General features: G+C 64.2%; 20 protein-coding genes and 2 pseudogenes. 18 read left to right on the forward strand and 4 right to left on the reverse strand.

Annotated elements, in window-relative coordinates:
* The first annotated feature begins 13 nt into the window (after positions 1 to 13).
* The 7 genes from E4K64_RS00730 (at position 14) to nikE (ending at position 8,485) form a co-directional block, all read left to right on the forward strand.
* Complete coding sequence (locus tag E4K64_RS00730; protein WP_135161713.1) at positions 14 to 988, forward strand: NAD-dependent epimerase/dehydratase family protein; 975 nt, start codon at positions 14 to 16, stop codon at positions 986 to 988.
* A gap of 1 nt (position 989) precedes the next feature.
* Complete coding sequence (locus E4K64_RS00735; protein WP_135161714.1) at positions 990 to 1,739, forward strand: SDR family oxidoreductase; 750 nt, start codon at positions 990 to 992, stop codon at positions 1,737 to 1,739.
* A complete protein-coding gene (locus E4K64_RS00740; protein WP_135161715.1) occupies positions 1,736 to 3,172 on the forward strand; it encodes an NAD(P)-binding domain-containing protein in 1,437 nt (478 codons plus the stop codon). The genes E4K64_RS00735 and E4K64_RS00740 overlap by 4 nt, the downstream gene beginning before the upstream one ends.
* A gap of 119 nt (positions 3,173 to 3,291) precedes the next feature.
* Positions 3,292 to 4,911, forward strand: coding sequence for an ABC transporter substrate-binding protein (locus E4K64_RS00745; protein WP_135161716.1), 1,620 nt, complete (start codon positions 3,292 to 3,294; stop codon positions 4,909 to 4,911).
* 27 nt (positions 4,912 to 4,938) lie between these two features.
* Positions 4,939 to 5,973, forward strand: coding sequence for an ABC transporter permease (locus E4K64_RS00750; protein WP_135162055.1), 1,035 nt, complete (start codon positions 4,939 to 4,941; stop codon positions 5,971 to 5,973).
* Positions 5,970 to 6,818, forward strand: a complete 849-nt coding sequence (locus tag E4K64_RS00755) for an ABC transporter permease (RefSeq protein WP_135161717.1) — start codon at positions 5,970 to 5,972, stop codon at positions 6,816 to 6,818. Before E4K64_RS00750 ends, E4K64_RS00755 begins: the two co-directional genes overlap by 4 nt.
* Entirely contained in the window at positions 6,815 to 8,485 is a 1,671-nt protein-coding gene (gene nikE / locus E4K64_RS00760) for a nickel ABC transporter ATP-binding protein NikE (RefSeq protein WP_135161718.1), read from the forward strand. The genes E4K64_RS00755 and nikE overlap by 4 nt, the downstream gene beginning before the upstream one ends.
* An 85-nt stretch (positions 8,486 to 8,570) precedes the next feature.
* Here the strand turns inward: nikE and E4K64_RS00765 are convergent, their stop codons facing one another.
* Both E4K64_RS00765 and E4K64_RS00770 read right to left on the reverse strand, forming a co-directional pair.
* Positions 8,571 to 9,989 (reverse strand): cytosine permease, encoded by a 1,419-nt coding sequence (locus E4K64_RS00765; RefSeq protein WP_167771727.1) that lies wholly within the window; start codon positions 9,987 to 9,989, stop codon positions 8,571 to 8,573.
* Between the two features lie 244 nt (positions 9,990 to 10,233).
* Positions 10,234 to 10,728, reverse strand: a complete 495-nt coding sequence (locus E4K64_RS00770) for a MarR family winged helix-turn-helix transcriptional regulator (RefSeq protein ID WP_235884440.1) — start codon at positions 10,726 to 10,728, stop codon at positions 10,234 to 10,236.
* Between the two features lie 156 nt (positions 10,729 to 10,884).
* On the opposite strand from E4K64_RS00770, the gene E4K64_RS00775 reads away from it, so the two are divergent.
* From E4K64_RS00775 to E4K64_RS00825, 11 genes and pseudogenes are all read left to right on the forward strand, one after another.
* The gene (locus E4K64_RS00775; protein ID WP_135161719.1) at positions 10,885 to 12,162 is read left to right on the forward strand and encodes an amidohydrolase/deacetylase family metallohydrolase; all 1,278 of its coding nucleotides are present in this window, start codon (positions 10,885 to 10,887) and stop codon (positions 12,160 to 12,162) included.
* A gap of 109 nt (positions 12,163 to 12,271) precedes the next feature.
* Positions 12,272 to 14,563: a xanthine dehydrogenase family protein molybdopterin-binding subunit gene (locus E4K64_RS00780; protein WP_235884442.1), complete on the forward strand. Its 2,292-nt coding sequence runs from the start codon at positions 12,272 to 12,274 to the stop codon at positions 14,561 to 14,563.
* Positions 14,560 to 15,396 (forward strand): FAD binding domain-containing protein, encoded by an 837-nt coding sequence (locus E4K64_RS00785; protein ID WP_135161721.1) that lies wholly within the window; start codon positions 14,560 to 14,562, stop codon positions 15,394 to 15,396. Before E4K64_RS00780 ends, E4K64_RS00785 begins: the two co-directional genes overlap by 4 nt.
* Positions 15,393 to 16,589 (forward strand): xanthine dehydrogenase family Fe-S subunit, encoded by a 1,197-nt coding sequence (locus E4K64_RS00790; RefSeq protein ID WP_135161722.1) that lies wholly within the window; start codon positions 15,393 to 15,395, stop codon positions 16,587 to 16,589. Before E4K64_RS00785 ends, E4K64_RS00790 begins: the two co-directional genes overlap by 4 nt.
* Positions 16,590 to 16,665: 76 nt before the next feature.
* Entirely contained in the window at positions 16,666 to 17,820 is a 1,155-nt protein-coding gene (locus E4K64_RS00795) for an ABC transporter substrate-binding protein (protein ID WP_135161723.1), read from the forward strand.
* A gap of 69 nt (positions 17,821 to 17,889) precedes the next feature.
* Positions 17,890 to 18,762 (forward strand): branched-chain amino acid ABC transporter permease, encoded by an 873-nt coding sequence (locus E4K64_RS00800; RefSeq protein ID WP_164718350.1) that lies wholly within the window; start codon positions 17,890 to 17,892, stop codon positions 18,760 to 18,762.
* The gene (locus E4K64_RS00805; RefSeq protein ID WP_135161724.1) at positions 18,759 to 19,805 is read left to right on the forward strand and encodes a branched-chain amino acid ABC transporter permease; all 1,047 of its coding nucleotides are present in this window, start codon (positions 18,759 to 18,761) and stop codon (positions 19,803 to 19,805) included. Before E4K64_RS00800 ends, E4K64_RS00805 begins: the two co-directional genes overlap by 4 nt.
* A complete protein-coding gene (locus E4K64_RS00810; RefSeq protein WP_167771728.1) occupies positions 19,805 to 20,587 on the forward strand; it encodes an ABC transporter ATP-binding protein in 783 nt (260 codons plus the stop codon). The genes E4K64_RS00805 and E4K64_RS00810 overlap by 1 nt, the downstream gene beginning before the upstream one ends.
* On the forward strand, positions 20,580 to 21,284 hold the full coding sequence (locus E4K64_RS00815) for an ABC transporter ATP-binding protein (RefSeq protein ID WP_167771729.1): 705 nt from the start codon (positions 20,580 to 20,582) through the stop codon (positions 21,282 to 21,284). The genes E4K64_RS00810 and E4K64_RS00815 overlap by 8 nt, the downstream gene beginning before the upstream one ends.
* Positions 21,256 to 21,528: pseudogene (locus E4K64_RS41005) on the forward strand (Rieske (2Fe-2S) protein); the annotation flags it as partial. The gene E4K64_RS00815 and the pseudogene E4K64_RS41005, both read left to right, overlap by 29 nt.
* A 173-nt stretch (positions 21,529 to 21,701) precedes the next feature.
* Complete coding sequence (locus E4K64_RS00825) at positions 21,702 to 21,851, forward strand: hypothetical protein (protein WP_235884444.1); 150 nt, start codon at positions 21,702 to 21,704, stop codon at positions 21,849 to 21,851.
* 35 nt (positions 21,852 to 21,886) lie between these two features.
* Here the strand turns inward: E4K64_RS00825 and E4K64_RS41010 are convergent.
* Positions 21,887 to 22,018 (reverse strand): annotated as a pseudogene (locus tag E4K64_RS41010) (phenol degradation protein meta); the annotation flags it as partial.
* 100 nt (positions 22,019 to 22,118) lie between these two features.
* Positions 22,119 to 24,629 carry an arylsulfatase gene (locus E4K64_RS00835; RefSeq protein ID WP_135161727.1) on the reverse strand — a complete coding sequence of 837 codons (2,511 nt, stop codon included), beginning with the start codon at positions 24,627 to 24,629 and terminating at the stop codon, positions 22,119 to 22,121.
* Between the last annotated feature and the right edge of the window lie 65 nt (positions 24,630 to 24,694).

A 24,694-nucleotide genomic window follows, 5' to 3' on the forward strand; every position in this document is an offset into this window, starting at 1 on the left:
TGGATTGCACGCGATGAAGATCATCATCTTCGGCGGCACCGGCTTTATCGGCCTCAATCTCGCCGAGGTGCTGCTCGCGCGTGACCATGACGTGACGCTGTATGATTGCGCGCCTCTTGCGCCGGCGGCACAGCGGTCGCTGCCCAATTATCGGGAGCGGCTCAAGGTCGTCCAGGGCGACATTACCGACGCGGAAGGCATCGAGGGCCTGATTGCCGGTGGATACGATGCGATCGTGCTCGGCGCGGCGATTACGGCTGGGGAGGAGCTCGAGCGGGCATCGACTGCGCGCGTGCTCGAAATCAACGTGATGGCGCAGATTCCCATTCTGCTTGCGGCGATCCGCCATCGTGTTCGGCGGGTCGTCAATCTGTCGTCTGCATCGGCCTATGGCGCATCGGGGACGAGGTTCGACGTCCTGGACGAGGAGACGCCTTGCGATCCCGTCTCGTTCTACGCCGTCAGCAAGTTCACGTCCGAGCGATCGGTGGCGCGCCATGCCGAGCTCTTTGGCGGCGATTTCCTGAGCGTGCGGCTGAGCGCCGTATTCGGTCCATGGGAGCGGCCCGGGGCGGTGCGCGATACGCCAAGCCTCCAGTTCCAGATTCTGGCCGCCTTCGCGCGCGGAGAGCCGGCGATCTTGCCGGATGCCGGAGTGAAAGACTGGACCTACGCGCCGGACGCCGCCGAAGCCGTGGCGAAGCTGATCGAGGCTGAACGGCCACGCCATCGTCTCTACAACATCTCCAGCGGGACAGCCTGGTCGGCGCTGCAATGGGGTGAGGCGTTTGCGGCGCTGCATCGGGGCTTGCAATGCCGGCTCGCAGCGCCGGGAGAGAAAACCGAGATCAAGCTCCACGGCGGCGATCGTGCGCCGATGTCGGTTGCGCGGATGGCCGATGAATTCGGCTGGCGCGCCCGGTTCGGTTGCGCGGAGTCGGCGGCCGCGATGAGCGCTTGGTGGATGCAGCACAAGGAGACGATCTGAGATGCGGCTGCAGGGGCGCACGGCGATCATCACGGGAGCAGGCTCGGGGATCGGCCGCGCCAGCGCAAAGCTGTTCGTGGAGGAGGGCGCGCGCCTTGCCTTGGTCGATCGCGATGCCGCCGGCCTAAAGGAGACGGTGAGCCTGGTCGGCGAGGCTACGACTCACGTCGGCGACGTCGGCGATGCCGGTTTCGCCGAGACCGTCGTCGGCGAGGTCGTCGCGCGCCACGGTCGCCTCGACATCCTGATGACGGCGGCCGGCTTCTCCTGCGGCGGCACGGTGTTGACGACGAGCCTGGACGACTGGGACGCGGTGTTTCGCACCAATGTCGGCGGCACCTGGCTGTGGGCGCGGGCCGCCGTGCCTCACATGCAGCGGCAGAACAGCGGCTCCATCATCACCTTGGCTTCGCAGCTCGCGATGGCCGGCGGCAAGGGCAACAGCGCCTATATCGCCGCCAAGGGCGCCATCGTCAGCCTGACGCGCACCATGGCGGTGGATTTCGCCACCGACGGCATTCGCGTCAACGCGATTGCGCCGGGCGCGATCGATACGCCGATGCTTCGCCGCAGCTTCGCCCGTCACGCCAATTCGGACGAGGTGCGTGAGGCCTCGCGCAACCGCCATGCCATGAAGCGGTTTGGCGAGGCGCAGGAGATCGCGCAGACAGCGCTGCATCTCGCCAGCGATGCATCCTCATTCACGACCGGCACCGTGATGGTGGTTGACGGAGGCTGGCTCGCGGCATGAGTGATGGGCTGACGACGCTCGAAACGAACGTGCGCGCCGATCTCGCGAAGATCGCGCATCCTCATGCCGCATGGCTCGAACCGAAGACGGGACCCGATGGCAGACCGGCGCTGGATGTCCTCATCGTCGGCGCGGGCCAGTCCGGCCTCGCCATCGGCTTCGGCCTGATGCGCTCGCGCGTCAGCAACATCCTGCTGATCGACAAGTCGGAAGATGGCAAGGAAGGCCCGTGGCTAACCTATGCCCGCATGCCGACGCTGCGCAGCCCGAAGGATTATACCGGCCCCGATCTCGACATCCCGAGCCTCACCTACCAGTCCTGGCACGAAGCCCGGTTCGGCAAGGAAAGCTGGCAACAGCTCGGCCTGATCGAACGTTGCCATTGGGCGGAGTATCTGCTGTGGCTGCGGCGCACGATCGGCTTGCCCGTGCGCAACAATTCCGAGCTTCTGGAGATCGTGCCTGCATCCGACGGCCTACTGGTCGCGCGCGTGAAACGGGCAGGCGAGATCGGGACGCTTTACGCCCGCAAGATCGTGCTCGCGACGGGGCAGGAGGGCATGGGCGATTGGATGGTCCCGGAGCAGCTAGCGCATCTGCCGGCGAGTTCGGTCGCGACCGTCGCCGACGACATCGACTTCGAGAAGCTTCGTGGCAAGCGCGTGGCCGTGATCGGTGCCGGTGCATCCGCCTTCGACAATGCGGCGACCGCGCTGGAGGCGGGCGCGGCAGAGGTGCATCTGCTGTGTCGCCGGTCGCAGATCCAGGTGATCCAGCCCTATCGTTGGCTGACCTTTCGCGGCTTCCTGCGCCACCTCAGCGATCTCGACGATGCATGGCGCTGGCGCTTCATGAGGGCGATCCTCGAAATGCGGGAAGGCTTTCCGCAACCGACTTATGATCGCTGCGCGCGCTACGTCAATTTCACATTGCACGAGGGCGCACCGGTCGAGACGGCCCGCGAAACCGACAGGGGCATCGAATTGCAGACGCCGCGTGGCGCCATCGCGACGGATTTCCTCATTTGCGGCACCGGCATCGACATGAACTTTTCCAGTCGTGGCGAGCTCTCCGCATTCGCTGCCAACATCGCGACCTGGGCCGACCGCTATCAACCGCCGGAGAGCGAGCGCAACGATCGGCTCGGCCGCTTTCCCTACCTCGCCGACGATTACGCTTTCACCGAGCGCGTAGCCGGCGAGACGCCGTGGATTTCCGACATCCATCTCTTCGCCATCGCCTCAACCATGAGCTTTGGCCCGTCTGGATCGTCGATCAATGCGATGACGACGGCCGTTCCAAAGCTCGTGAACGGCCTGACACGCGGCCTGTTTCGCGCCGATGTCGAGCGGCACTGGACTTCGCTCTGCGCCTATGACGTGCCGCAGGCCGTGGTTACGAGGCCGGCGCGAAAAATCGGGGAAACGCGATGATCATCCATGCGCCGCCGCGACGAGGCGTCCCCACCAGCACGCCGTGAGACTGGCGCGCAACTTGCTTCTTTCTTGACCAGTCTAGCCGGCCTTCCTCTTCGGAAATTCAAGGAAAACCAATGCGTTTTGTGTCTTTCAGGTCTGCGGCCTCAGTTCTCGCCACCACTGCGCTGTTGTCGATCGCCACCGCGCCGTCGCAGGCGCAAACCAGGGCGGAGACATTACGCTATGTCACCGGCGCCTCCGTCAACACGCTCGATCCAAACATCCCGGGCTCGACGCGCGAATCTTTCGCGCTGAGCATGAGCACCTATGACCGGCTGGTGGCATTTGGCCGCAAGCAGCTCAATGGCAAATGGGTGTTCGATCTCGACACGATCACCGGCGAGCTGGCCGAATCCTATGACGTCAGCCCCGACGGTTTGAAGCTCACGTTCCGTCTGCGCAAGGACGCAAAATTCCAGGACGGCTCGCCCGTGACCGCCGAGGACGTGAAATGGTCGCTCGATCGCTGCGTCACCGCGCCGATCCTCGGCAAGGCGCAATTGCTGACGGGCTCGCTGACCTCGGCCGATCAGTTCAAGGTGATCGACCCTCTCACCATCGAGGTGACGCTGCCCAAGCCCGACAAGCTCGCGCTGCCGAACCTGGCCACGGTCTATCCCATGATCATCAACTCGAAGGTCGCCAAGGCACACGCGACGCCGGATGATCCCTGGGCCACTGCATGGCTGAAGGAGCACACCGCAGGCAGCGGCGCCTACGTGGTCGAGAACTTCAAGCCCGGCGAGCAGGTGATCCTCAAGCGGGACGAGAACTGGAACCGCGGCTCGGCCAACAAGCCGGCTTTCTTCAAGCGCGTCATCGTGCAATCGGTTCCGGAACCGGCAACCCGCGCCAATCTGGTCGAACGCGGGGATGCCGATCTCGTTGTCGATCTCCAGGCCAGCGATGTGCAGTCGCTGGAGGCCAAGGGCAAGCTCAAGGTGATCTCGACGCCGCAATACAATGCGATCACCTACGTTTCGATGAACAACCAGCTGCCGCCCTTTGACAACGTGAATGTGCGCCGCGCTATCGCTTACGCGCTGCCCTATGACGACATGTTCAAGGCTGCCCTGTTCGGCCGGGGCGCGCCGCTGTTCGGCGCGACATGGCCGGATGGCAATCCGTTGAATGGCATTTATCCGTTCCAGCAGCCGGTGAAGATGGATCTCGACAAGGCCAGGGAATATCTGAAGGCGGCCGGTCTGCCGGAAGGCTTCTCGACAACGTTCAGCTTCAATGTCGGCCAGTCCGCGACGGCGGAGCCGATGGCTGCCCTTGTCAAGGAGTCGCTTGCCAAGATCGGCATCAAGGTCGACATTCAGAAGCTGCCGGACGCGCAGATGTCGACGCAGATCAACGAGAAGAAGCTGCCTTTCTTCACGGAGGGCATCGTCGCCTGGCTGCCGTCGACTGATTATTTCTACCGCAACTTCTACACAGGCACCCAGCGCTGGAATTACAGCTCGATCAACAACCCGGAGCTTGCCGCGATTGCGCAGGAAGCCCGCTTCGAGCCGGACAAGGCCAAGTATGAGGCAGCAGGCCGCAAGCTCAATGCGATGCACTTCGATCTGATGCCGCAGATCATGCTGTGGCAACCGAACCAGGACGCGGTCATGGCGCCGTCGATCGAAGGCTACACCTACGAGTTCCATCGCCAGGTGGACTATCGCGATGTCAGCCGGAAGTGACATCGTGATCAACGAGAGCGCTGAATGGTGATGACCGGTCTTGGTGCAACGATGGTGCGGGCGGGCAGGCGGCTCTTGTCGTCGCTGCCGGCGCTGTTCGGCGTGCTGGTCTTCACCTTTCTGCTGATGCGCGTGTTGCCCGGCGACCCCGCGGTGTTCTTCGCCTCGGGCCCCAATGCCGGCAAGGAGGAGATCGAGCAGATTCGCAAACAGATGGGGCTCAACAAATCGGTGCCGGAGCAGCTCGTGTTCTATCTCTCCGACATCGGTCGCGGCAATCTTGGCCGCTCCATGATGACGGGGCAGCCGGTACTGAAGGACCTGCGCGAGCGTCTGCCGGCGTCCCTGGAGCTCACCTTGACCGCGCTCCTGATCGCGCTGATCGCGGCGGTTCCGCTCGGCGTGGTCGCGGCGCTGCGGCCGGGATCGATCATCGATCATGGCGTCCGGCTGTTCTGCGCCCTCGGCGTCTGCGTCCCGACCTTCGTCTCGGGCCTGCTGCTGATCTACGTTTTTTATTACCTGCTCGGGCTTGCGCCTGATCCGACCGGTCGGATCGACGTGTTCACCTCGCTGCCGCCGCAACGAACCGGCTTTCTCTCGATCGATTTCCTGCTGGCTGGAGATTTCGAGGGTTGGTGGGCGGCCTGCAAGCAGCTGGCTCTGCCGGCAGTGAGTATGGCCCTGTTCGTCATCGCGCCGCTCGCGCGGATCACCCGCGCCTCGATGCTGGTGTCGCTTGGGAGCGATTTCGTACGTACCGCGCGATCGGTCGGATTGTCTTGGGGCAAGGTGGTCGTCACGTATGCATTGAGGAATGCGATCCTTCCCGTCATCACCATCGCCGGCATCGTGTTCTCGACCATGCTCGGCGCCAATGTGCTGGTGGAGAAGGTGTTCTCCTGGCCTGGCGTCGCCTCCTATGCACTCGATGCGCTGCTCTCGTCAGACTATGCGCCGGTACAGGGCTTCGTGCTGCTGATGGCGAGCCTGTTCGTGCTGGTCAACCTCGTGGTCGATATCTGCTACGGAATCGCCGATCCCAGGGTTTCCATCGGATGACCAGTGCAACCCTCCGCCATTCGGTCTGGATTTTGCGCGGCAATCCGCTCACGGCGGTGGCCGCGGCCGGGGTGACGCTGTTCGTCCTGCTTGCGATCTTCGGCCCCTGGATCGTGCCTTATGATCCCGTGGCCTCCAACGTGTCCGAAGCGTTGCAGCCGCCGAGCGCGGCCCATCTCGCCGGCACCGACCAGCTCGGGCGCGACGTGTTCAGCCGCCTCATCATCGCGGCGCGGCTTGATCTTGCCATTGCGGTGTCTGCGGTCGGCATCTCCTTCGTGATCGGCGCCGTCGTCGGCTCATTCTGCGGCTACGCCGGTGGCCGGCTCGATCGCACCGTCGGCCGCTTTGTCGACGTGATGATGGCCTTTCCGTTGTTCGTGCTGGCAATGGCGATGGTCGCGGCCCTCGGCAACCGCGTCGAGAACATCGTGATCGCAACCGCGATCATCAATCTTCCCTTCTACATCCGCTTCGCGCGCGCCGAAGTGAACGTCCGCCGCAATGTCGGCTGGGTCGAGGCCGCGCGCGCCTGCGGCGAGAGTCATTTCTCGGTGGTGCTCCGTTTCCTGCTGCCGAACATCCTGCCTGCGATGGCGGTGCAGATCTCGCTCAATCTCGGCTGGGCCATATTGAACGCGGCCGGCCTGTCCTTCATCGGCCTTGGCGTCAAACCGCCGACGCCGGAATGGGGCATCATGGTGGCGGAGGGTGCGCGCTTCATCTCGACGGGTCGGTGGTGGCTGGTGGCCTTTCCGGGCCTCGCACTGATGCTGGCCGTGCTGTGCTTCAATCTCCTCGGGGATGGGATGCGGGATATTCTCGATCCCCGTATGCGCACGTGAGCGAGGAACTGCTCAGGATCGACGACCTCCACGTCGCGTTCTCGACGCGGCGCGGCATGGTCGAGGCCGTGCGCGGCGTGACCCTGACGGTGCAGGCCGGCGAAATGCTCGGTCTCGTCGGGGAGAGCGGCTCGGGCAAGTCGGTGACCGGCTTTGCTACGACGCGCCTGCTCGATGCCGCCGGGCGCGTCACCGGCGGCAAGATCCTGTTTCGCGGCCGGGACGTGACGAAGCTCCGCGGCGATGATCTCCGTCAGCTCCAGGGCGCCGCGATGTCGATGATCTTTCAGAACCCGCGGTCGGCGCTGAATCCGATCCGCGCGATCGGATTGCAGATCGCGGATGCGATCCTCACGCACAAGCGCATTTCGAAAGAGGCTGCGCGTGCCGAGGCGCTGGAACTGTTGCGCGCGGTCCAGATTCGCGATCCAGAAGCGCGAATGAACGCCTACCCGCACGAACTGTCGGGCGGCATGTGCCAGCGCGTCATGATCGCGATCGCGATCTCCTGCAATCCGGCGCTCCTGATTGCGGACGAGCCGACCACCGGTCTCGACGTCACCACGCAGAAGGTGGTGATGGATCTCCTGGCGGACATCGCCGCCGCACGCGGCATGGCGACGATCCTGATCACGCATGATCTGGGACTCGCGGCGCGCTATTGCCGCCGCATCGCGGTGATGGAGCGCGGCCGCATCGTCGAGGAGGCGAGCCCGAGGACGCTCTTCAGCGCGCCGAAGCATTCCTATACGAAGCGCCTCGTCGCGGCCTCGCCGACCGCGACGTCCCGGATCGAGGATCTCGTGACCAGGGAGGAGCGGGAGCGTTACGCGACTGTGGTCAGCAGGCCCAGGCAGGAGCCCGCACACGGGACGCCGCCGTTGCTGGAGGTGCGCAAGCTCGCGAAACGTTTCGACCAGGGCTCTGCGGCGGTCGCCGACTTCTCCATGACGATGGCCGGGGGCGAGAGTGTCGGGCTTGTCGGCGAATCCGGGTCGGGCAAGAGTACGACCTCGCGCATGATCTGCCGCCTGATCGACCCGAGTGAAGGGGACATCGTGTTCGATGGGCAGTCGATCGGCCATGTGGCGTCGCGTGACTTTCACCGCTCGCCATTGCGCAAGGACATCCAGATGGTCTTTCAGGACCCGAATGAGAGCCTCAATCCGCGCTTCACCGCGTTCGACTGCATCGCCCACCCCCTGATGCGGCTCGATGGCATGCGGGCAGGCGACGCGCTGCGCAAGCGCGTCGAGGAATGCGCCGAGCGCGTGGGGCTGCCGCTCGATCTCTTGCCGCGTTTCCCCCATCAGCTCTCCGGCGGCCAGAAGGCCCGCGTCGGCATTGCCCGTGCCGTCGCCTGCCGGCCGCGGCTCCTCGTGCTGGACGAGCCGACCGCTGCGCTCGACGTCTCGGTGCAGGCGGTGGTGTTGCAACTGCTCGATCGCCTCAGGCGCGACGATGACATCGCGCTGCTGTTCGTCAGCCACGATCTCAACGTGGTGCGGATGCTGTGCGACCGCACCATCGTGCTGCGCAATGGCGGCATCGTGGAGCAGGGGGAAAGCCGGTCGCTGTTCGATAATCCGAAGACCGATTACACCCGCAAGTTGGTCGAGGCGATTCCGCATATCGAGACGGGCGAGGTGCTCGCGGCGGCCCTCTAGGCCCTGCAGGCCGACGTGGGCCAGCGTCTAACCGGGCAAGGCTTGAACCTCACGTTCGCTGCGGCATGCGGGATTGGCGAGGTCGCTATCGCCCTGCGCCGCTCGCAACGATGGAGGAGGGCGACGTCACGAGCTTGTCGAGCCCGAGATAGACGAGCCCCGCAACACCGATGCCGAACAGCCAACTCAGATCGGCGCCGCCGAGCAGGTTGATCGAGATCGGCCCCTGAAGCGCGCCGACCAAGCCGTCTTGCACCAGCCATCCGGCGGCCAGGCCCGCAAAGAACGCAACCATGCCGACCCAGTTGATGTCACCATAGGCGCTGGTCTGCGGCGAGCGGTAAAGCTCGGCGACGTCGATCCTGCTCTTCCTCTTGATGAAGAAGTCGGCCAGCACCACTCCGGCCCACGAGCTCATCCACAGCAACAGGCTGATCATCCAGTTGTCGAACGCTTTCGCGAAAGATGGCGCGAAGATGAAGTACAGCGTAACCAGGTAGCCGGCGATGCCGACGATGACGGTGAGCCAGAAGCGCGACAATCTCAGTCCCGCACTCAGCGCCGCCAACGTCGCCGAATAGACGTTGAGGATGTTGGTGGCGATCGGGCCATGCAGCACCATCAGGAGAACCAGGATGCTGACGGGACCTCCAAACACCGCGCTGACCATCTTGGCAGGGTCGGTATCCAGGGTCGTCGAGGCGATGGTTGCGCCGAGAATGCCGAGCCAGACCGTCGGCACGAACATGCCGACATAGCTGTACCAGAACACGGATTTCGACGGCACGCTTCTGGGCACGAAGCGAGAATAGTCGGAGGCCCAGGTCACCCAGGAAATGCCCCAGCCGACCCCGATCGCGGTGGTAAGCAGTGTCAGCATCGCCAGATGCGCACCGGGAGCGAGCGAGGTAGTCAGGTTCCAGTTGACGACACCAGGGCGCGTCCACGCCAAAATGCTCATCAGCACCATGACGGCGATGGTGGGCGGCACCGTGTACTTTTCGAAGGTGCGTATTGCATAGAAGCCGTAGATTCCGATCAGCACCTGCACGGCCATCACCAGCGTAATGACGACCAGCTCGACCGGCCAGGTGTCGGGAACGCCGAACTGTCCGAGGATGCCCATCGAGACCTTGACCGGGAAGTAGGTGTTGACCCCGATCCAGCCCAGCGTCATCAGGAACATGAGAATGCTCGGCAGATAGGCGCCGCGTACGCCGAACGCGGACCGGCTCAACACCATCTGGTTGACGCCGGTCTTATGCCCCATCACCGTGAAGGTCGCGAAGATCGCGCAGCCGACGATGTTGCCGAGCACGATGACCGCGATCGTCTCCATCAGGCCAAGCTTGAGGATGATGCCGAGCGCGCCGAGGGCCCAGTTCACCGGCGCGATGTTGGCGCCGGCCCAGATCCACATCTGCTGCGGCCCGGTCGAGTCCCGGTCCGCATCGGGAATCGGCTCGATGCTGTGAATATCAGCGCGAAGTTCGGAATCCGTCATGGCATCCCCCAATACGAAGCACGCTTCGCATCATCGCAGCATAAATCGTGCCATTCCCCTGGAAGGTCGTGCGCCGAGGCTGGCGCGGCATGCCTCGCGGCAGATTGCCGCTGGGTTTTCAAGCGCGCGCAGGTCATGCGCGCCGGCGCATCTGACTTGCCGGCGAGAGCCAGGCGGCGTGCATCGGCGGGCACAGCTACGATGATAAGTTGAGCAGGCCAACTCAAAAGCGCAGCAGCTGCGTCTAGTCGAATAGGGCAGCGGCACTGTCGCGACTGGGATTACCGGCCACGATGCGCTGCATCATTTCGATGAACTGCGCCTGCTCCCGCTCGCTGAGATCCCCCAATGTCGCGCGATGCGCCCGTCGCGCCGCGCCCTCGATCTTGACCAGCAGGGCTGCACCCGCGGGCGTCAATCGGCACAGACGCGCCCGGCGATCGTCCTTGTTGACCGCGCGCTCGACCAGGTTTCGTGCCGCGAGACGCTTCAATGCGCCGGTCGTCGTGGTGCGATCGAGGGCGATATCGGCCGCCAGAGTGGTCTGATCGGCGGTTTCGCGCACAGCTAGCGCCGAAAGGAGGCTGTACTGCAGCGGCGTGACCTCGAACGCGCCGCAGGCTTCCTGGAACAGTGCGACGTGAATCTGGTGCAGCCGGCGGATCAGGTATCCGGGTCGTTGCGACAAAGGCCAGGGGCGGTGCCTGCTCCCGCCGCGACGTGTCTTCGCCTGTCGCAATGCACACTCTCCTATTTGAAATCCTGCCGCGCTTAGCTCGATTCGAACCCGCTCGCCACCTCCAGATCATGGCACGGAGCTTGCTTCGGTCAAATACGAAGCATGCTTCGTAATTCAAGGGCGTGCAACCGCCCGCACGCGATTGAGGAGAGCGCCATGTCCGTCAGTGCTAGCTTTGACCTTCTGCTGAGAGGCGGCCGCGTGATCTGCCCGGCCTCGGGCGTGGACGGCATCAGGGATATCGCCGTGCGCAACGGCAAGATCGCGGCGGTCGCGTCCGACATCCTTCCGACCAGCGCGAGAGAGGTCGTCGACGTCGGCGGCAAGCTGGTGCTGCCCGGGCTGATCGACACCCACGCCCACGTCTATCAATATGTCACCGGCCGCTTCGGCATGAATCCCGACATGGTCGGTGTGCAGTCGGGTGTGACGACGCTGGTGGATCAGGGTGGCCCGTCCTGCATGACGCTGCCCGGTTTCCGTCAGTTCATCGTGGAGCCTTCGGCTTCGCGGGTCTACGCGTTCCTTTCTGCCTATCTCGTCGGCGGCCTCGAGGGGCATTATTATCCGCAGCTCTATAGTCCCGACGGCGTCGACATCGATGCAACGGTGAAGGCGGCGACGGCCAATCTCGACATCGTGCGCGGCATCAAGGCCCATGCTGAGATCGGCGGTTTCGCGCGCTGGGGCATCCGCGTCATCGAGATGGCGGCCGAGATCGGCAAGCGTGCCGATCTGCCGGTCTATGTGCATTTCGGCCAGCTCTGGGGTCTGCCCGAGAGCGGTGCCAATGGCGAAGATGCCGACACGATCCTCACGCGCGTGATCCCGCTGCTGCGCGAGGGCGATGTCCTCGCCCATCCCTTCACGCGCCATCCCGGCGGCTTCGTCAACCGCGAGGGCGAGGTGCATCCGGTGATCCAGGCCGCGCTCGATCGCGGCCTGAAGGTCGATGTCGGCCACGGCAGCCATTTCTCCTATCGGCTGGCGAAGAAGGCGATCGCGGCCGGCATCATCCCGACCACGCTGGGCGCCGACATCCACGGTTACAACACTCATGTGCCCGCGCCGGCCGGAACGCCCGACCAGCACGAGGATGATGAGAATCATCCCTTTGCCGGTCAGGCCAAGTTCAGCCTGGTCCAGGCGATGAGCTCGATGATGGCGCTGGGCCTGTCGCTCGAGCAGGTGGTGCCGATGGTTACCTCCAATCCCGCCAAAATGCTCGGCCGGAGCGGGGAGATCGGCGCCCTCAAGGTCGGCATGGACGCCGACGTCTCCGTGCTCACGGAGCAGAGCGGCCGGTTTGTCCTGAGGGACAACGAGAACAACGAGGTGATCGCCGAGCGTCTGCTGCAACCGGTGTTCTGCCTGCGCGCCGGCACGCGCTTCGACGCGGTCGCGCCGATCCTGCCCCAGGCCGTTGCGGCGTAGGGCTGCGGTGAAGGAGGACGCCGGCGTGCGCAACGAGCGAGAATTTCCTTCCGGCAGATCCGGGCAGGGTGTGGGCGCACGGCTTCCGCGGAAGGAGGATGACCGCCTGATGCGCGGCCGCGGCCAGTACGTCGCCGACATCCGCCTCGCTGGCCTCCGCGACGTCGCTTTCGTGCGCAGCCCGCTGGCGCATGCGCGCATCCGCAGCATCCACGTGCCTGAACGCTATCGTAGCAGCGTCTTCACGGCAGCCGATCTCGTCGGCGTCAAGCCGATCCGCGCGGTCTCGGGGCTGCCGGGCTTCAAGATCTCGGAGCAGCCGGTGCTGGCGACCGGCAAGGTACGCCAGGTCGGCGAACTCGTTGCGATGTGTGTTGCACCGACGCGCGCCGAAGCCGAGGACATCGCGGCCTCGGTGATGCTCGATCTCGAGGAACTCCCCGCCGTATACGACATGCTGAAGGCGCGCCAGCCCGGCTCGACCCTGGTGCATGAGCATTGGGGTGACAATGTCTTCCTTGAGACCAATTACGAGGTCGACATCTCCGCCGCGCTCGACGCGCCGATCAAGGTGACGCGCGAGATCTCGACCGCGCGGCAATGCATGTCGCCGCTCGAGGGCCGTGGCGTGGTCGCGACCTTCGACCGCCGCCTCGATCAGCTCACGCTGCATTCCGCGGCGCAGATGCCGCATATCACGCGCAGCGGCCTCGCCGAATGCCTGAATATGGAGGAAGGCCAGATCCGCGTCATCTCGCCGGATGTCGGCGGCGGCTTTGGCCACAAGGGCATTCTGCTGCCGGAAGAAGTCTGCCTGTCCTGGCTGACGATGCAATGCGGTTATCCCGTGCGCTGGACCGAGGACCGCCGCGAGCATCTCGTGGCCAGCTCGAATTGCCGCGAGCATCACTACAAGATCACGGTCTATGCCGACCGCGACGGCACCTTGCGTGGCATCGATTGCGAGGCGACGGTGGATTCCGGCGCATACTCGTCCTATCCGTTCTCGGCCTGCCTCGAGGCCGCGCAAGTCGCGAGTATTTTGCCCGGTCCCTACAAGATGCCGGCCTACCGCTGCCGCACCTTCTCGGTGGCTACCAACAAATGCCCAATCCTGCCTTACCGCGGCGTGGCGCGCACCGGCGTGTGCTTTGCACTGGAATTGATGCTGGATCTCGTCGCGGAAGAGGCAGGTCTCGAACCGGGCGAGGTGCGGCTGCGTAATCTGGTGCGGCCGGAACAGATGCCGTTCGACAACATCACCAAGAAGCATTTTGACAGCGGCGATTATCCCGAGGCGATGCGACGCGCGCTCGCTGCGATCAATATCGATGCCATTCGCGCGCGCCAGCGCCAAGGCGACGCCGCCGGCCGGCGGGTTGGCGTCGGGGTCTCAATCTATTGCGAGCAGGCCGCGCACGGCACGTCCGTCTATTCCGGCTGGGGCATCCCGATGGTGCCGGGCCACGAGCAGGCATCGGCGCGCCTCACGCCGGACGGCGGCCTCGAATTGCGCGTCGGCGTGCATTCCCACGGTCAGGGCATGGAAACGACGCTCGCCCAGGTCGCGCATGAGATCCTCGGCATCGATGTCGCGAACATTCGCATCGTCCTCGGCGATACCGCGATGACGCCTTATTCGACCGGCACCTGGGGTTCGCGCTCCATGGTGATGGCGGGCGGCGCGGTGGCCACCGCCTGCCGCGAGCTCGGCGAACGCGCCCGGCGGATCGGCGCGAAGCTCCTACAGCACGATCCGGCCTCCGTTGTCCTGCAAAATGGCGAGGTGCGCGGCGTCAATGGCAGCGTCGGACTGAAGGCGATCGCCTACACCTGGTATCGCCGTCCGCAGGACCTGCCGGCCGATGTCGATCCGGGCGGGCTGGAGGTCACGCAAGGCTACAAGCCCGTGCGTGACAGCGGTACCTTCAGCTATGCGGCGCATGCGGCTGTCGTGGCGGTCGATCCCGATCTCGGTGAGGTGGAGATCCTCGACTATGTGATCGTCGAGGACGGCGGTGTGCTGGTCAATCCGCTCGTCGTGGACGGCCAGATCTATGGCGGTCTCGCCCAAGGCATCGGCACCGCACTTTACGAGGAGATGCCGTTCGACGCGTCCGGGCAGCCACTGGCGACGACGCTTGCGGACTACCTGCTTCCTGGGGCAACCGAGGTTCCTGCGGCCCGTCTCGATCACATGGAGACGCCGTCGCCTTATACGCAGTTCGGCGTCAAGGGCATCGGGGAGGGCGGAGCGATTGCGCCGCCTGCCGCGATCGCCAACGCCGTCAACGATGCCCTGCGCCCGCTGGGCGTCGAGCTGATGCAGTCGCCGATCACGCCGCATCGCGTCGTCGCCGCCGTGCTGGCCGCGCGTGCGGCGGAAAGGAGCGCGGCATGAAGCCCGCTCCCTTTGCTTACGAGCGCCCGCGCGATCTCAATGTGGCACTCTCGATGCTGGCGGCCGGCAGCGGATCGGCCAAGATCATCGCCGGCGGACAGTCGCTCGGCCCCATGCTCAATTTGCGGCTGGTTCAGCCGGAGCTGATCGTGGATATTTCCGGAATTGCCGAACTCAAGCGCGCCGAGGTCTCCGGCAACGAACTCGTGCTCGGCGCTCTGGTCACCCATGCCGATATCGAGGACGGGCGCATCGCCGACGTGACGCGCGGTGCCATGCGCGCCGTCGCCGCCAACATCGCCTATCGCGCCGTGCGCAATCGCGGGACGATCGGCGGCTCGCTCAGCCATGCCGATCCCGCCGCGGACTGGATTTCGGCGCTGTCTGCCCTGGGCGCGCGGCTCACACTACGCAGCTTTTCCGGGACCCGCGCGATGGCCATCGAGGCGTTCGTCACAGGTGCGCTGGAATCGGCCCTTCACGCCGGCGAGATCGTCGAGGCGATCCATGTGCCGGCCCGCGCTGCCTCGGCGCATTGGGGCTATGCCAAGAGCTGCCGCAAGACCGGCGAGTTCGCGCATGCGATCGGCGCGGCTCTGATCGATCCGGCCGCCGGTTCGGCACGCATCGTGATCGGCGCCATCGATGCGGCACCCATCGTGGTGAGCGATGCGGCCGAGCTGTTCGGCGGACGGATTACCGCGGACTACAAGCAGCGGTTCGATGTCCGCGTCGCCGATGCTCTTCTCGTCAAAGCCGGCATCGACGACACCGCGCAGCGCCACATTCATGTCGGCGTGCTGAGGCGCGCCGTTCAGGAGGCCGCGGCATGACCACGATCGCGCTCAGCGTCAACCGGCGCGCGGTGGAGGTGGTGGCCGAGCCGCGGACCAGCCTCGCCGATTTCGTGCGCGACAGGCTCGACCTGACCGGCACCCATCTCGGCTGCGAGCACGGCGTCTGCGGCGCCTGCACCGTGCTGCTCGATGGCGTGCCGGCGCGTTCCTGCATCACCTATGCGGTGGCATGCGAAGGCGCCGACGTCACCACCATCGAGGGTCTCGACGAGGACGAGATCACGGCTGAGCTGCGAGCAGCGTTCACCCGGGAGCACGCCTTGCAGTGCGGCTATTGCACGCCGGGAATGCTGGTGTCCGCGCGCGACCTGGTGCTGCGCCTGCCGGACGCCGACGAGCGTCGGATTCGTGTCGGCTTGAGCGGCAATCTCTGCCGCTGCACCGGCTATGTCGGGATCGTGCGGGCGGTGCAGTTCGTGATCGAAGCAAGACGGGCGCGCAATATCGCGGCGCTGGCCGACGGCGGCCGAACCATTCTTGGCCCCGCCGGCTCGGGGCGCGCTGCGCCCGGCCGAAGTGAGCCATCAGCTGCGCGGATGGCGTTGGCTCCGGCGCCTGACAGCGTTGCGCGCGACATCATTCAAGACTTCACCCCCGCGGTGGTCCTCGCCCAGAGTTTCACGCTGGCGCACCCGCCGGCCAAGGTCTTCGCGATGTTCGACGACATCGCGGGTGTTGCATCCTGCCTCCCGGGCGTGTCGCTGAGGGGGACACCAAGCCCCGAACGTGTCGAAGGCGGATTTCGTGTCAGGCTCGGGCCGATCGCGGCAGCGTTCCAGGGAGCGGCACGCGTCGAACGCGATCCTGCGACGCTGTCCGGCCGCATTGTCGGCATTGGCAACGATCAGCGCAGCCATTCGGCGACGCAGGGCGAAATCCGCTATCGCCTGCTGCCGCTCGAGGGCGGAGCAGTGACCGCCGTCGAACTTTCGATCGGCTACACCCTCACCGGGATGTTCGCGCAAGTCGGCCGTCCAGGCCTCGTCAGGGATCTCGCCAAACGCCTGGTTGCGGAGTTCGCCGCAAATCTCGACCGCCACATGTCCGGCGGGTCGCCGGGGCGGCCACGTCCGGCGGAGCTCAGCTTCTGGTCGATTGCATCGGACGTCTTGCGAGCCCGGCTCGCGCGCATGTTTAGCCGCATCAGCAAGACGAAAGGCGCGGAATGATCGGCGCGCCGGCGCCGCGGAGTGACGAAGTCTGGACTGCCATGACGATCAACAGCGTTGGATTTGGAGAGATGATATGACACGAGCACTCGGACTGGTTTCGACCATCACGCTGGCAGTGGCCTTGGCTGGCGCCGCCGCACAGGCGCAGACCATCAAGATCGGCGTCAACGAGCCGCTCACCGGCGCTTTTGCAGCGTCTGGTACCTACGTCGTCAATGGCGCCAAGATCGCCGCCGACGAGATCAACGCCAAGGGCGGCATCCTCGGCAAGAAGATCGAGCTTGTGATCGAAGACAACAAGAGCAACCCGACGGAAGCCGCCGCCGTCGCCGAAAAGCTCATTACCAGCGACAAGGTGCCGGTGCTGATGGGCGCCTGGGGCTCCAGTCTGACGCTGGCTGTGATGCCGAAGCTGATGGAGTACGAGACGCCGATGGTGGTCGAGACCTCGTCCTCGGGCAAGATCACGACGACAGGGAATCCCTTCATCTTCCGCATCTCGCCGCCCTCGGCAATCGAGGCCGCGGCGTTCAAGGGCATCGTCGACAAGCTCGCCCTGAAGAAGGTCGATTTCCTCGTGATCAACAATGATTGGGGCCGCGGCACCGCCGAGGACTTCAGCAAGATGATGAAAGAGAAGGGGATCGCCGTCGGCCTCGTCGAAACCATGGACCAGGGCGCGCAGGACATGAGCGCACAGCTGTCCAAGATCAAGGGGTCGGATTCCGAGACGGTCATCGTCACCACCGCGGTCGATCAATTGACGCTGATCTTCAAGCAGGCTGCAGCGCTGGGCTTGAAGAAGCGCATCATCACCACAGGCGGCTCGCAAAATCCCGACCAGATCATCGCCCAGGCGGGAGCTGCCGCCAACGGCACCATGCATCTGACCACGTTCCTGCCGTGGTTCCCCGAAAAGACCCCGAATCCGGAAGCGACCAACTATTTCGTCTCCGAATGGAAGAAGCGCGGTTTCGACTTCGCCGGCTGCACCGAGAGTTTTCGCGGGTATGACGGCATCCGCACCGTGGTCGCCGCGATCGAGAAGGCCGGAAAGGCCGAGCCGGCGGCGATCAAGGCAGCGTTCTGGGACATCAAGGTCAAGGGGCTCAACGGGGACATCGTGTTCCGCAAGTCCGGTCCCGAGGGCAAAGAGAGCGGACAGAGCCAGCCGAACGTCTATCTCATCGAGATCAACGACGGAAAGATCGAGATGAAGACGCTCTAGCCTTCGTCAATTCCGGGCGAGGGCGGCACATCGCGGCCCTCGCGAGGTCCAAAACCCGCGGGAACAGCCTTGAGCGAATTTCTCCAGCATCTCGTCAACATGCTCGTGCTCGGCGGCACCTATGCGCTGCTCGGCATCGGGCTGACGCTGATCTTTGGCATCATGAACGTCGTGAACTTCACGCACGGCGTGCTGTACACGTTCGGCGCTTACGTCATGTTCATGGTGGTGCAACAGCTCGGGCTCAACTTCTTCCTCGCATTGCCGGTTGCCGTGCTGGCGGGATGGCTGCTTGGCGCGGCAATCGAGCTGACCCTGCTGCGGCCGTTACGCGGCTCCGACATCGACACAACGATGCTAGTCATGATCGGCGCCTGGATCGCGATGCAGTCGGGCACGCTGTGGATCTGGGGCGGCGTCGCAAAAGCGGTCGCCACGCCATTCCCCGAGGCGCCCCTGGTGCTCGGGCCCGTGTCGGTGTCCTGGCTGCGCCTGTTCGTTCTCATCGCCGCAGCGCTGTTGATCCTGGTGACCTACCTCCTCATCAACAGAACGAGTCTCGGCCGCGCGATGCGCGCGACATTCCAGGATCACGACACGGCCTCGCTGATGGGCGTCAACGTCGACATGATCTACACATCTACATTCGCGATCGGCTCCAGCCTTGCCGCCGCCGCGGGCGCTCTGCTCGGGCCGGTCTACGTGATCTTCCCGCAGATGGGCGACCTCGCCGCCGTCAAGGCCTTCGCCATCGTCATCCTGGGCGGGCTCGGCAACATTACCGGGGCGGTGATCGGCGGCTTCATCCTGGCGCTCGCCGAGGAGCTCGGAGCCGGGTATGTCTCCTCCGGCTACCGCGACGCCATGGGTTTTCTGATCATCATCGCGGTGTTGATTTTTCGGCCGACCGGACTGTTCGCGCGGGCGGAGCGCGTCGGATGAGAGCAATCAGCACCATTGTCGCCGTCGCGGCGCTTGCCTCGGTCCCGCTCTGGCTGCGCGATCCCTACCTTCTCAACGCGCTGATCACGACCGGAATCTTCATTATCGGTGCGATGAGCCTGAACTTGCTGCTCGGGTTCACCGGCCAGCTCAGTCTGGGCCACATTGCCTTCTTCGGCATCGGCGCCTATGTCAGCGCACTGACCTCGCTCGGCTTCGATGTAGGCCTGCCCGGAGACTTCCGTCTGGTCCATGCGCCCTGGCCGCCGATCGCCGGCTTCGTGCTGGGGGTCGTGGTCGCCGGCTTGTGCGGCTATTTCGTCGGGCTGCTCTCGTTCCGCGTCCGGGGCGCCTATTTCGTCATCGTGACGATCTCGTTTGCCGAGGTGGTCCGGCTGGTTGCGCTGAACTGGGTCGAGCTGACTCAGGGCCCCCTGGCGCTGACCAACATCCCGTCTATCGCGTTGCCTTTGCCCGGCTTTGGTGAATTCACCCTTCGCACCAAGATGCACAACTACTACCTCGTGCTGGTGGTGGCACTCATCGCCTATCTTCTGATCGCGCGCCTCGTTCATTCCCATTTCGGCCGTGCGATGCGGGGGCTGATGGAAAACGAGACGCTCGCGATCTCGGTCGGGATCGACGTCACCAGGACTCTGACGATCGCCGCGGTGATCTCGGCTGCGATCGCGGGTGCGGCCGGCAGCCTCTATGCCCATTACATCAGGATCATTGACCCCGAGGTTTTCGCCTTCATCAACACCGTCACCATGGTGATCATGGTGATCAGCGGCGGCAAGGGCTCGCTGGCTGGGCCGGTCGTCGGTGGCTTGATTTTCGGGCTTCTGCCGGTTGCGCTCCGTCCGGTCATGGCGCCGGAAGCGCAATGGATCGCCTATGGCGGCGTGCTGATTGCGATTCTGTTCTTGCTGCCGCGCGGAATCGTGCCGTCGCTCACGCAGCGACTTGGCCGTCGGCTGGGCAGAACGTCGGCGCGGGCCCCGGTGGCTCTCACGGAGACAGCTGCCAAGGAGCCGGCGTGATGACGGCGCGCAGCGTTGCCATGACCATCGACCAGGTCGCGGTTTGCTTCGGCGGTCTGGTCGCGATCTCAGACATGAGCTTCACCGTGGGCGAGGGCGAGATCGTCAGCCTGATCGGGCCGAACGGGGCCGGGAAGACGACGGCCTTCAATGTCATGACCGGCTTCCTGACGCCGAGCGCGGGCCGCGTGACTTACCGCAACACTGCGCTCGCTGGCCTGAAGCCGCATGAGATTGCCGATCTCGGCCTGGTCCGGACCTTCCAGCGCACCAGCGTATTCCCGAATGACACCGTCCACGACAATCTCCTGATCGGCCTGCATCGACAGGGCCGGGTTCGGCTGATCGACTCCCTCCTCGGTTTGCCAAGCGCGCGTGCCTCGGAGCGGATGCTGCGGCAGCGCGCGAGCGAATTGATCGAATGGGTCGGGCTCGAACGCCGCGCCCATGACGCGGCCGGCTCGTTGTCCTACGGGGAGCAGCGGCTGGTCGGCGTCGCGCTGGCGCTCGCGGCTGAACCGTCGATGCTGCTGCTCGACGAGCCCGTCTCGGGCATGAACGCCTCGGAGACCCACCGCTTCGTCGAACTGATCCGCAGCATCCGCGACCGAGGCATCACGATTCTCCTGGTCGAGCACGACATGCCGATGGTGATGACCGTCTCGGACCGCATCGTGGTGCTCAATTACGGCCGCATCATCGCCGAAGGGACGCCGGACGTGATCCGCAACGATCCCGCGGTGATCGAGGCCTATCTCGGACATGGAGCTGCCCGTGCTTGAGATACGGGACATGGTGTGTGGCTATGGCGGCGTCACCGCGCTGCGCGGCATCTCGATCGACGTGAAGGCCGGGCAGCTCGTCGCGCTGATCGGCGCGAACGGCGCTGGCAAGAGCACGACCCTGCGCGCAATTTCCGGGCTCGTGCCACCGCGCGCAGGGCAAATGCGTTTCGAGGGAATCGACATCACCGGGGCAAGACCTCCGCGCGTGCTCGCCAGCGGAATTGCACATTGTCCGGAAGGCCGGCGCGTGTTTCCGCACATGAGCGTCGAAGAAAATCTCGACATGGGAGCTTACCTTCGTCGTGGTTCGGGTGAGATCGCGGCCGACCGCGACCGCATCTACGCGGAATTTCCGCGGCTCGCAGAGCGGCGCCGGCAAGCCGCGGGTACCCTGTCGGGTGGCGAGCAGCAGATGCTCGCGATCGGCCGGGCGCTGATGTCGCGGCCGCGGTTGATCATGTTCGACGAACCCTCGCTCGGGCTCGCGCCCAACATCGTCGAGCGGACTTTTGCGATCATCCGCGGAATCCGCGATGCCGGAACCACGGTGCTGCTGGTCGAGCAGAATGCGTTCGCCGCGCTGGAGATGTGTGACTACGCCTATCTGCTGGAGAGTGGCCGCATCGTGCTGTCCGGCGCCGGTGCCGAGTTGATCGCGAACGAGCATGTGCGAAAGGCCTATCTCGGTGGATGATGATGCCGCCGGTTCAGCTGGCTTGGGCTGGACGCCGGTTTGCAATCTCGACCGCCTGAAAGCCGAGACGATCGTTCGCGTCAACGTCGCAGGCCTCGACCTGCTCGTGATCTGGAACGATGGCGATGTCGTCGCATGCGACCGCGCCTGTCCGCATGAACAAGCTGATCTGGCTCTCGGAGAGGTGAGAGCAGGCCGGCTGTTCTGTCCGCGTCACGCGGCATCGTTCGATTTGCGCGACGGGGCAATCAATCCGGGATGGTCGAGCCCGCCGTTGCGACTTTACGCCATACGGATCACGGCCAGCAAATCTGCGTGGAGGCCCGGGAGCGGCAAGCGCCGCGATGATGGCATCATGCCCCTGGTTTGCCCGACGGGTCAGACTGGGACGCCGCCATCATCGCCGAGGATCGCGACATGCTGGAATCGACGGATCCGGACGCCATCGTCGATATGGGTCGCAAGATCGAGATGCATATGCCGTCCGACTGCCCCGGCATGATCATGCGCAAGCGTTTGCTCGAGCTCTTTCGACAGCATGGTGAAGAGGAGCAGCCGGCGCAATGAACTGACAGGAGTTGCACTCGGAGATATCGGCCGATCGTATGATAGTAGATCGCAGCAATCGACCAGCCCGGTGTGCCCGGCGTTGCGGCGAGACTGCCGTACAGTCCGGATAGCCAGAATGATATGCCGCTTTCGTCGGCGCTGGATATCTGAGGCAAGAATGCCAGGCTCTATCTCGAGCCATCCGCCCCTCCCAAATATCCCGTCATGCAAGGCGCTGCACTCAGCCTGCTTCTTCAGCCCTGAACTTTTGCACTGAGGCCGCAATCAATCGGCTTTTGCCTTTGCGTTCATCGCCGCCTGCAGCTTCTTGATGTCGGCGGGCGACAGTTGCGGGCGATCCACCTTGACCGTCAGCTTGTTGAGCTTGGCAGTGAGCATAAACGGCGGCGTGTAATCGGCGTCGTTGACGCCGGTCAGGGTGTCGGAGCCGATGTCGAAGCTTTCGTCCCATTGCAGGATCATGGGCAGCGTCTTCGGCATGCGCTTGGTCGCGACCTCCTTGCCGTCCACCTTCAGGGTACCGGTGCCGGGTTGGCCGAGGCCGCTGAAGTTGTTGTATTGAAGCGTGCCGACCCCGATACCCTCATATCTGAAGTCGAATTCGACGGTGTGACGACCCGGTGATAACGCGTCCGCGCCTTCCCACTTGATGCGTTCGAGATCGACCATATTCCAAAGGAATACAGGCTTGCCCTTCAGCAGATAGAAGCCGTAGCCCGCGAACCGTCCGCCTGACGTCAGGATCATGCCCTCGGCGCCGCCATTGGGCACCTCGATATCGGCAGTGATCGTGTAGGACGTGTTCAGAAGCAGTGGCGAATCGCCTTGTGGCAGACCCACCATCGGCCGCTTGTAGACGAACTCGCTGCGTCCGGCGGTGATATTGGGCCGCGGCGCAATGACTCGAGCCGCCACAGAGGCATCCATCGGGAACACCTGGTACTTCCTGGCTTCCGCGATGAACTTCTGTTTCATCTCCTTGACCTTCTCCGGGTTCTTCGCCGCGAGGTCGTCGGTCTGGCTGAAATCCTTGTTCAGGTTGAAGAGTTCAAGCGTCTGATTATTCAGGGGATCGGTGTTGGCAGGGCCGAACGCCTCCCAGGGCGCGCGATTGACCTTGGTGCTCAGGAACCAGCCGTCGTCATACAAGGCCCACTGGCCCATCATCTCGAAATACTGCGTCTTGTGCCGAGTTGGCACCTTCGCATTCTTGGCGTCGAAAGTGTAGGCGAAGCTGATACCCTCGATCGGCTTCTGCTTGATGCCGTCGACGACGTCAGGCGCGCTGATGCCCGCGGCTTCGAGGATCGTCGGCACAACGTCGATCACGTGGACGAACTGCTCGCGCAGGCCGCCCTTGTCCTTGATCCGCGCCGGCCACGACACCACCATGTTCTGGTTGATACCGCCGAGCGCCGAGGCGTTCTGCTTGAACCAGCGGAACGGTGCATCAAACGCCCACGACCAGCCGGCCGACATGTGGTTGTAGGTCAGGTCGGTACCCCAAACGTCGTAGAATTTCATCTGCGCATCGATCGGCAACTCGTTGAGGCCGTTGAAGAAGGCCACCTCGTTCGGCGTACCCATCGGGCCCCCCTCGGCACTGGTGCCGTTGTCGCCGTTGATATAGATGATCAGCGTGTTATCGAGCCTGCCGAGATCGTCGAATCCCTTGATGACGCGCCCGATCTCATGGTCACTATAGGCAGCGTAGGCGGCGAAGATTTCAGCCTGTCGAATGAACAGCTTCTTTTCATCTGCGGTCAGCTGATCCCATTCCTTCAGGACGTCCTTCGGCCACGGCGCCAGCTTGGTGTCCATTGAAATCACGCCGAGCCGCTTCTGGTTGTCGAAGATGCGCTCGCGCACCTTGTTCCAGCCTTCGTCGAACAGCTTCAACTTGCTGATCTTGTCGACCCACTCCTTCGTCGGGTGATGCGGCGCGTGCGTGGCACCGGGCGCATACTTGATGAAGATGGGCTTGTCCGGCTGGATCTGGTGCATTCGCGTCATGTAGTCGATGGCATCGTCGGCCATCGCCGTCACCAGGTTCCAGCTTCCCGCCTCCTTGCCCTCGAACGGATAAATCTGGGTCGTGTTGCGGAACAGGTTCGGCTGCCATTGGTTGGCGTCGCCACCGATGAAGCCATAGAAGTATTCGAATCCCATGCCGTTTGGCCACTTGTCGAAGGGCCCGGCCTGGCTGGCCGCGAAGGCCGGCACATTGTGGTCCTTGCCGAACCACGACGTCGCGTAGCCGTTGTCGAGCAGGATACGGCCGATCGTGGCCTTGTCCTTTTCGAGAATGCTGCTGTAGCCGGGGTAGCCTGTCGATTGCTCCGAAATGACGCCGAAGCCCGCGGAATGATGATTGCGCCCGGTGATCAAGGCTGCCCGCGTCGGCGAGCACAGCGCGGTGGAGAACGTCCGGTTATAGCGCAAGCCCTCGCTCGCAAGACGATCCATCGTCGGGGTCGGGATCACGCCGCCGAAAGTGCTGGGAACGCCGAAGCCAGCGTCATCGGTAATGATGAGCAATACGTTGGGCGCACCCTTCGGCGGCACGACCCGCGGGGCCCACCAGGGCTTCGACTGCAGTGAATCATCCTTGATGACGCCGCCGAATTTCGGGTCGGGCGGCGGGAGTTGCTTTCCATTGATGGTGGAGCTGGCGCTGGGAGAACCGAGGACGCCATTGACCTGCTGAGCGGGCGCAGAAACCGAAACCAGCAACGCGGCGCTTGAGACAATCAAGGCTGACAAATGCGCTTTCATGGAGACACTCCCTGGCGTTGCTGCGATCGGCAACTTAAGAAAACGTGCGACTCATTCCACGCGAA

The sequence above is a fragment of the Bradyrhizobium frederickii genome, assembly GCF_004570865.1.
Lineage (GTDB): Bacteria > Pseudomonadota > Alphaproteobacteria > Rhizobiales > Xanthobacteraceae > Bradyrhizobium > Bradyrhizobium frederickii.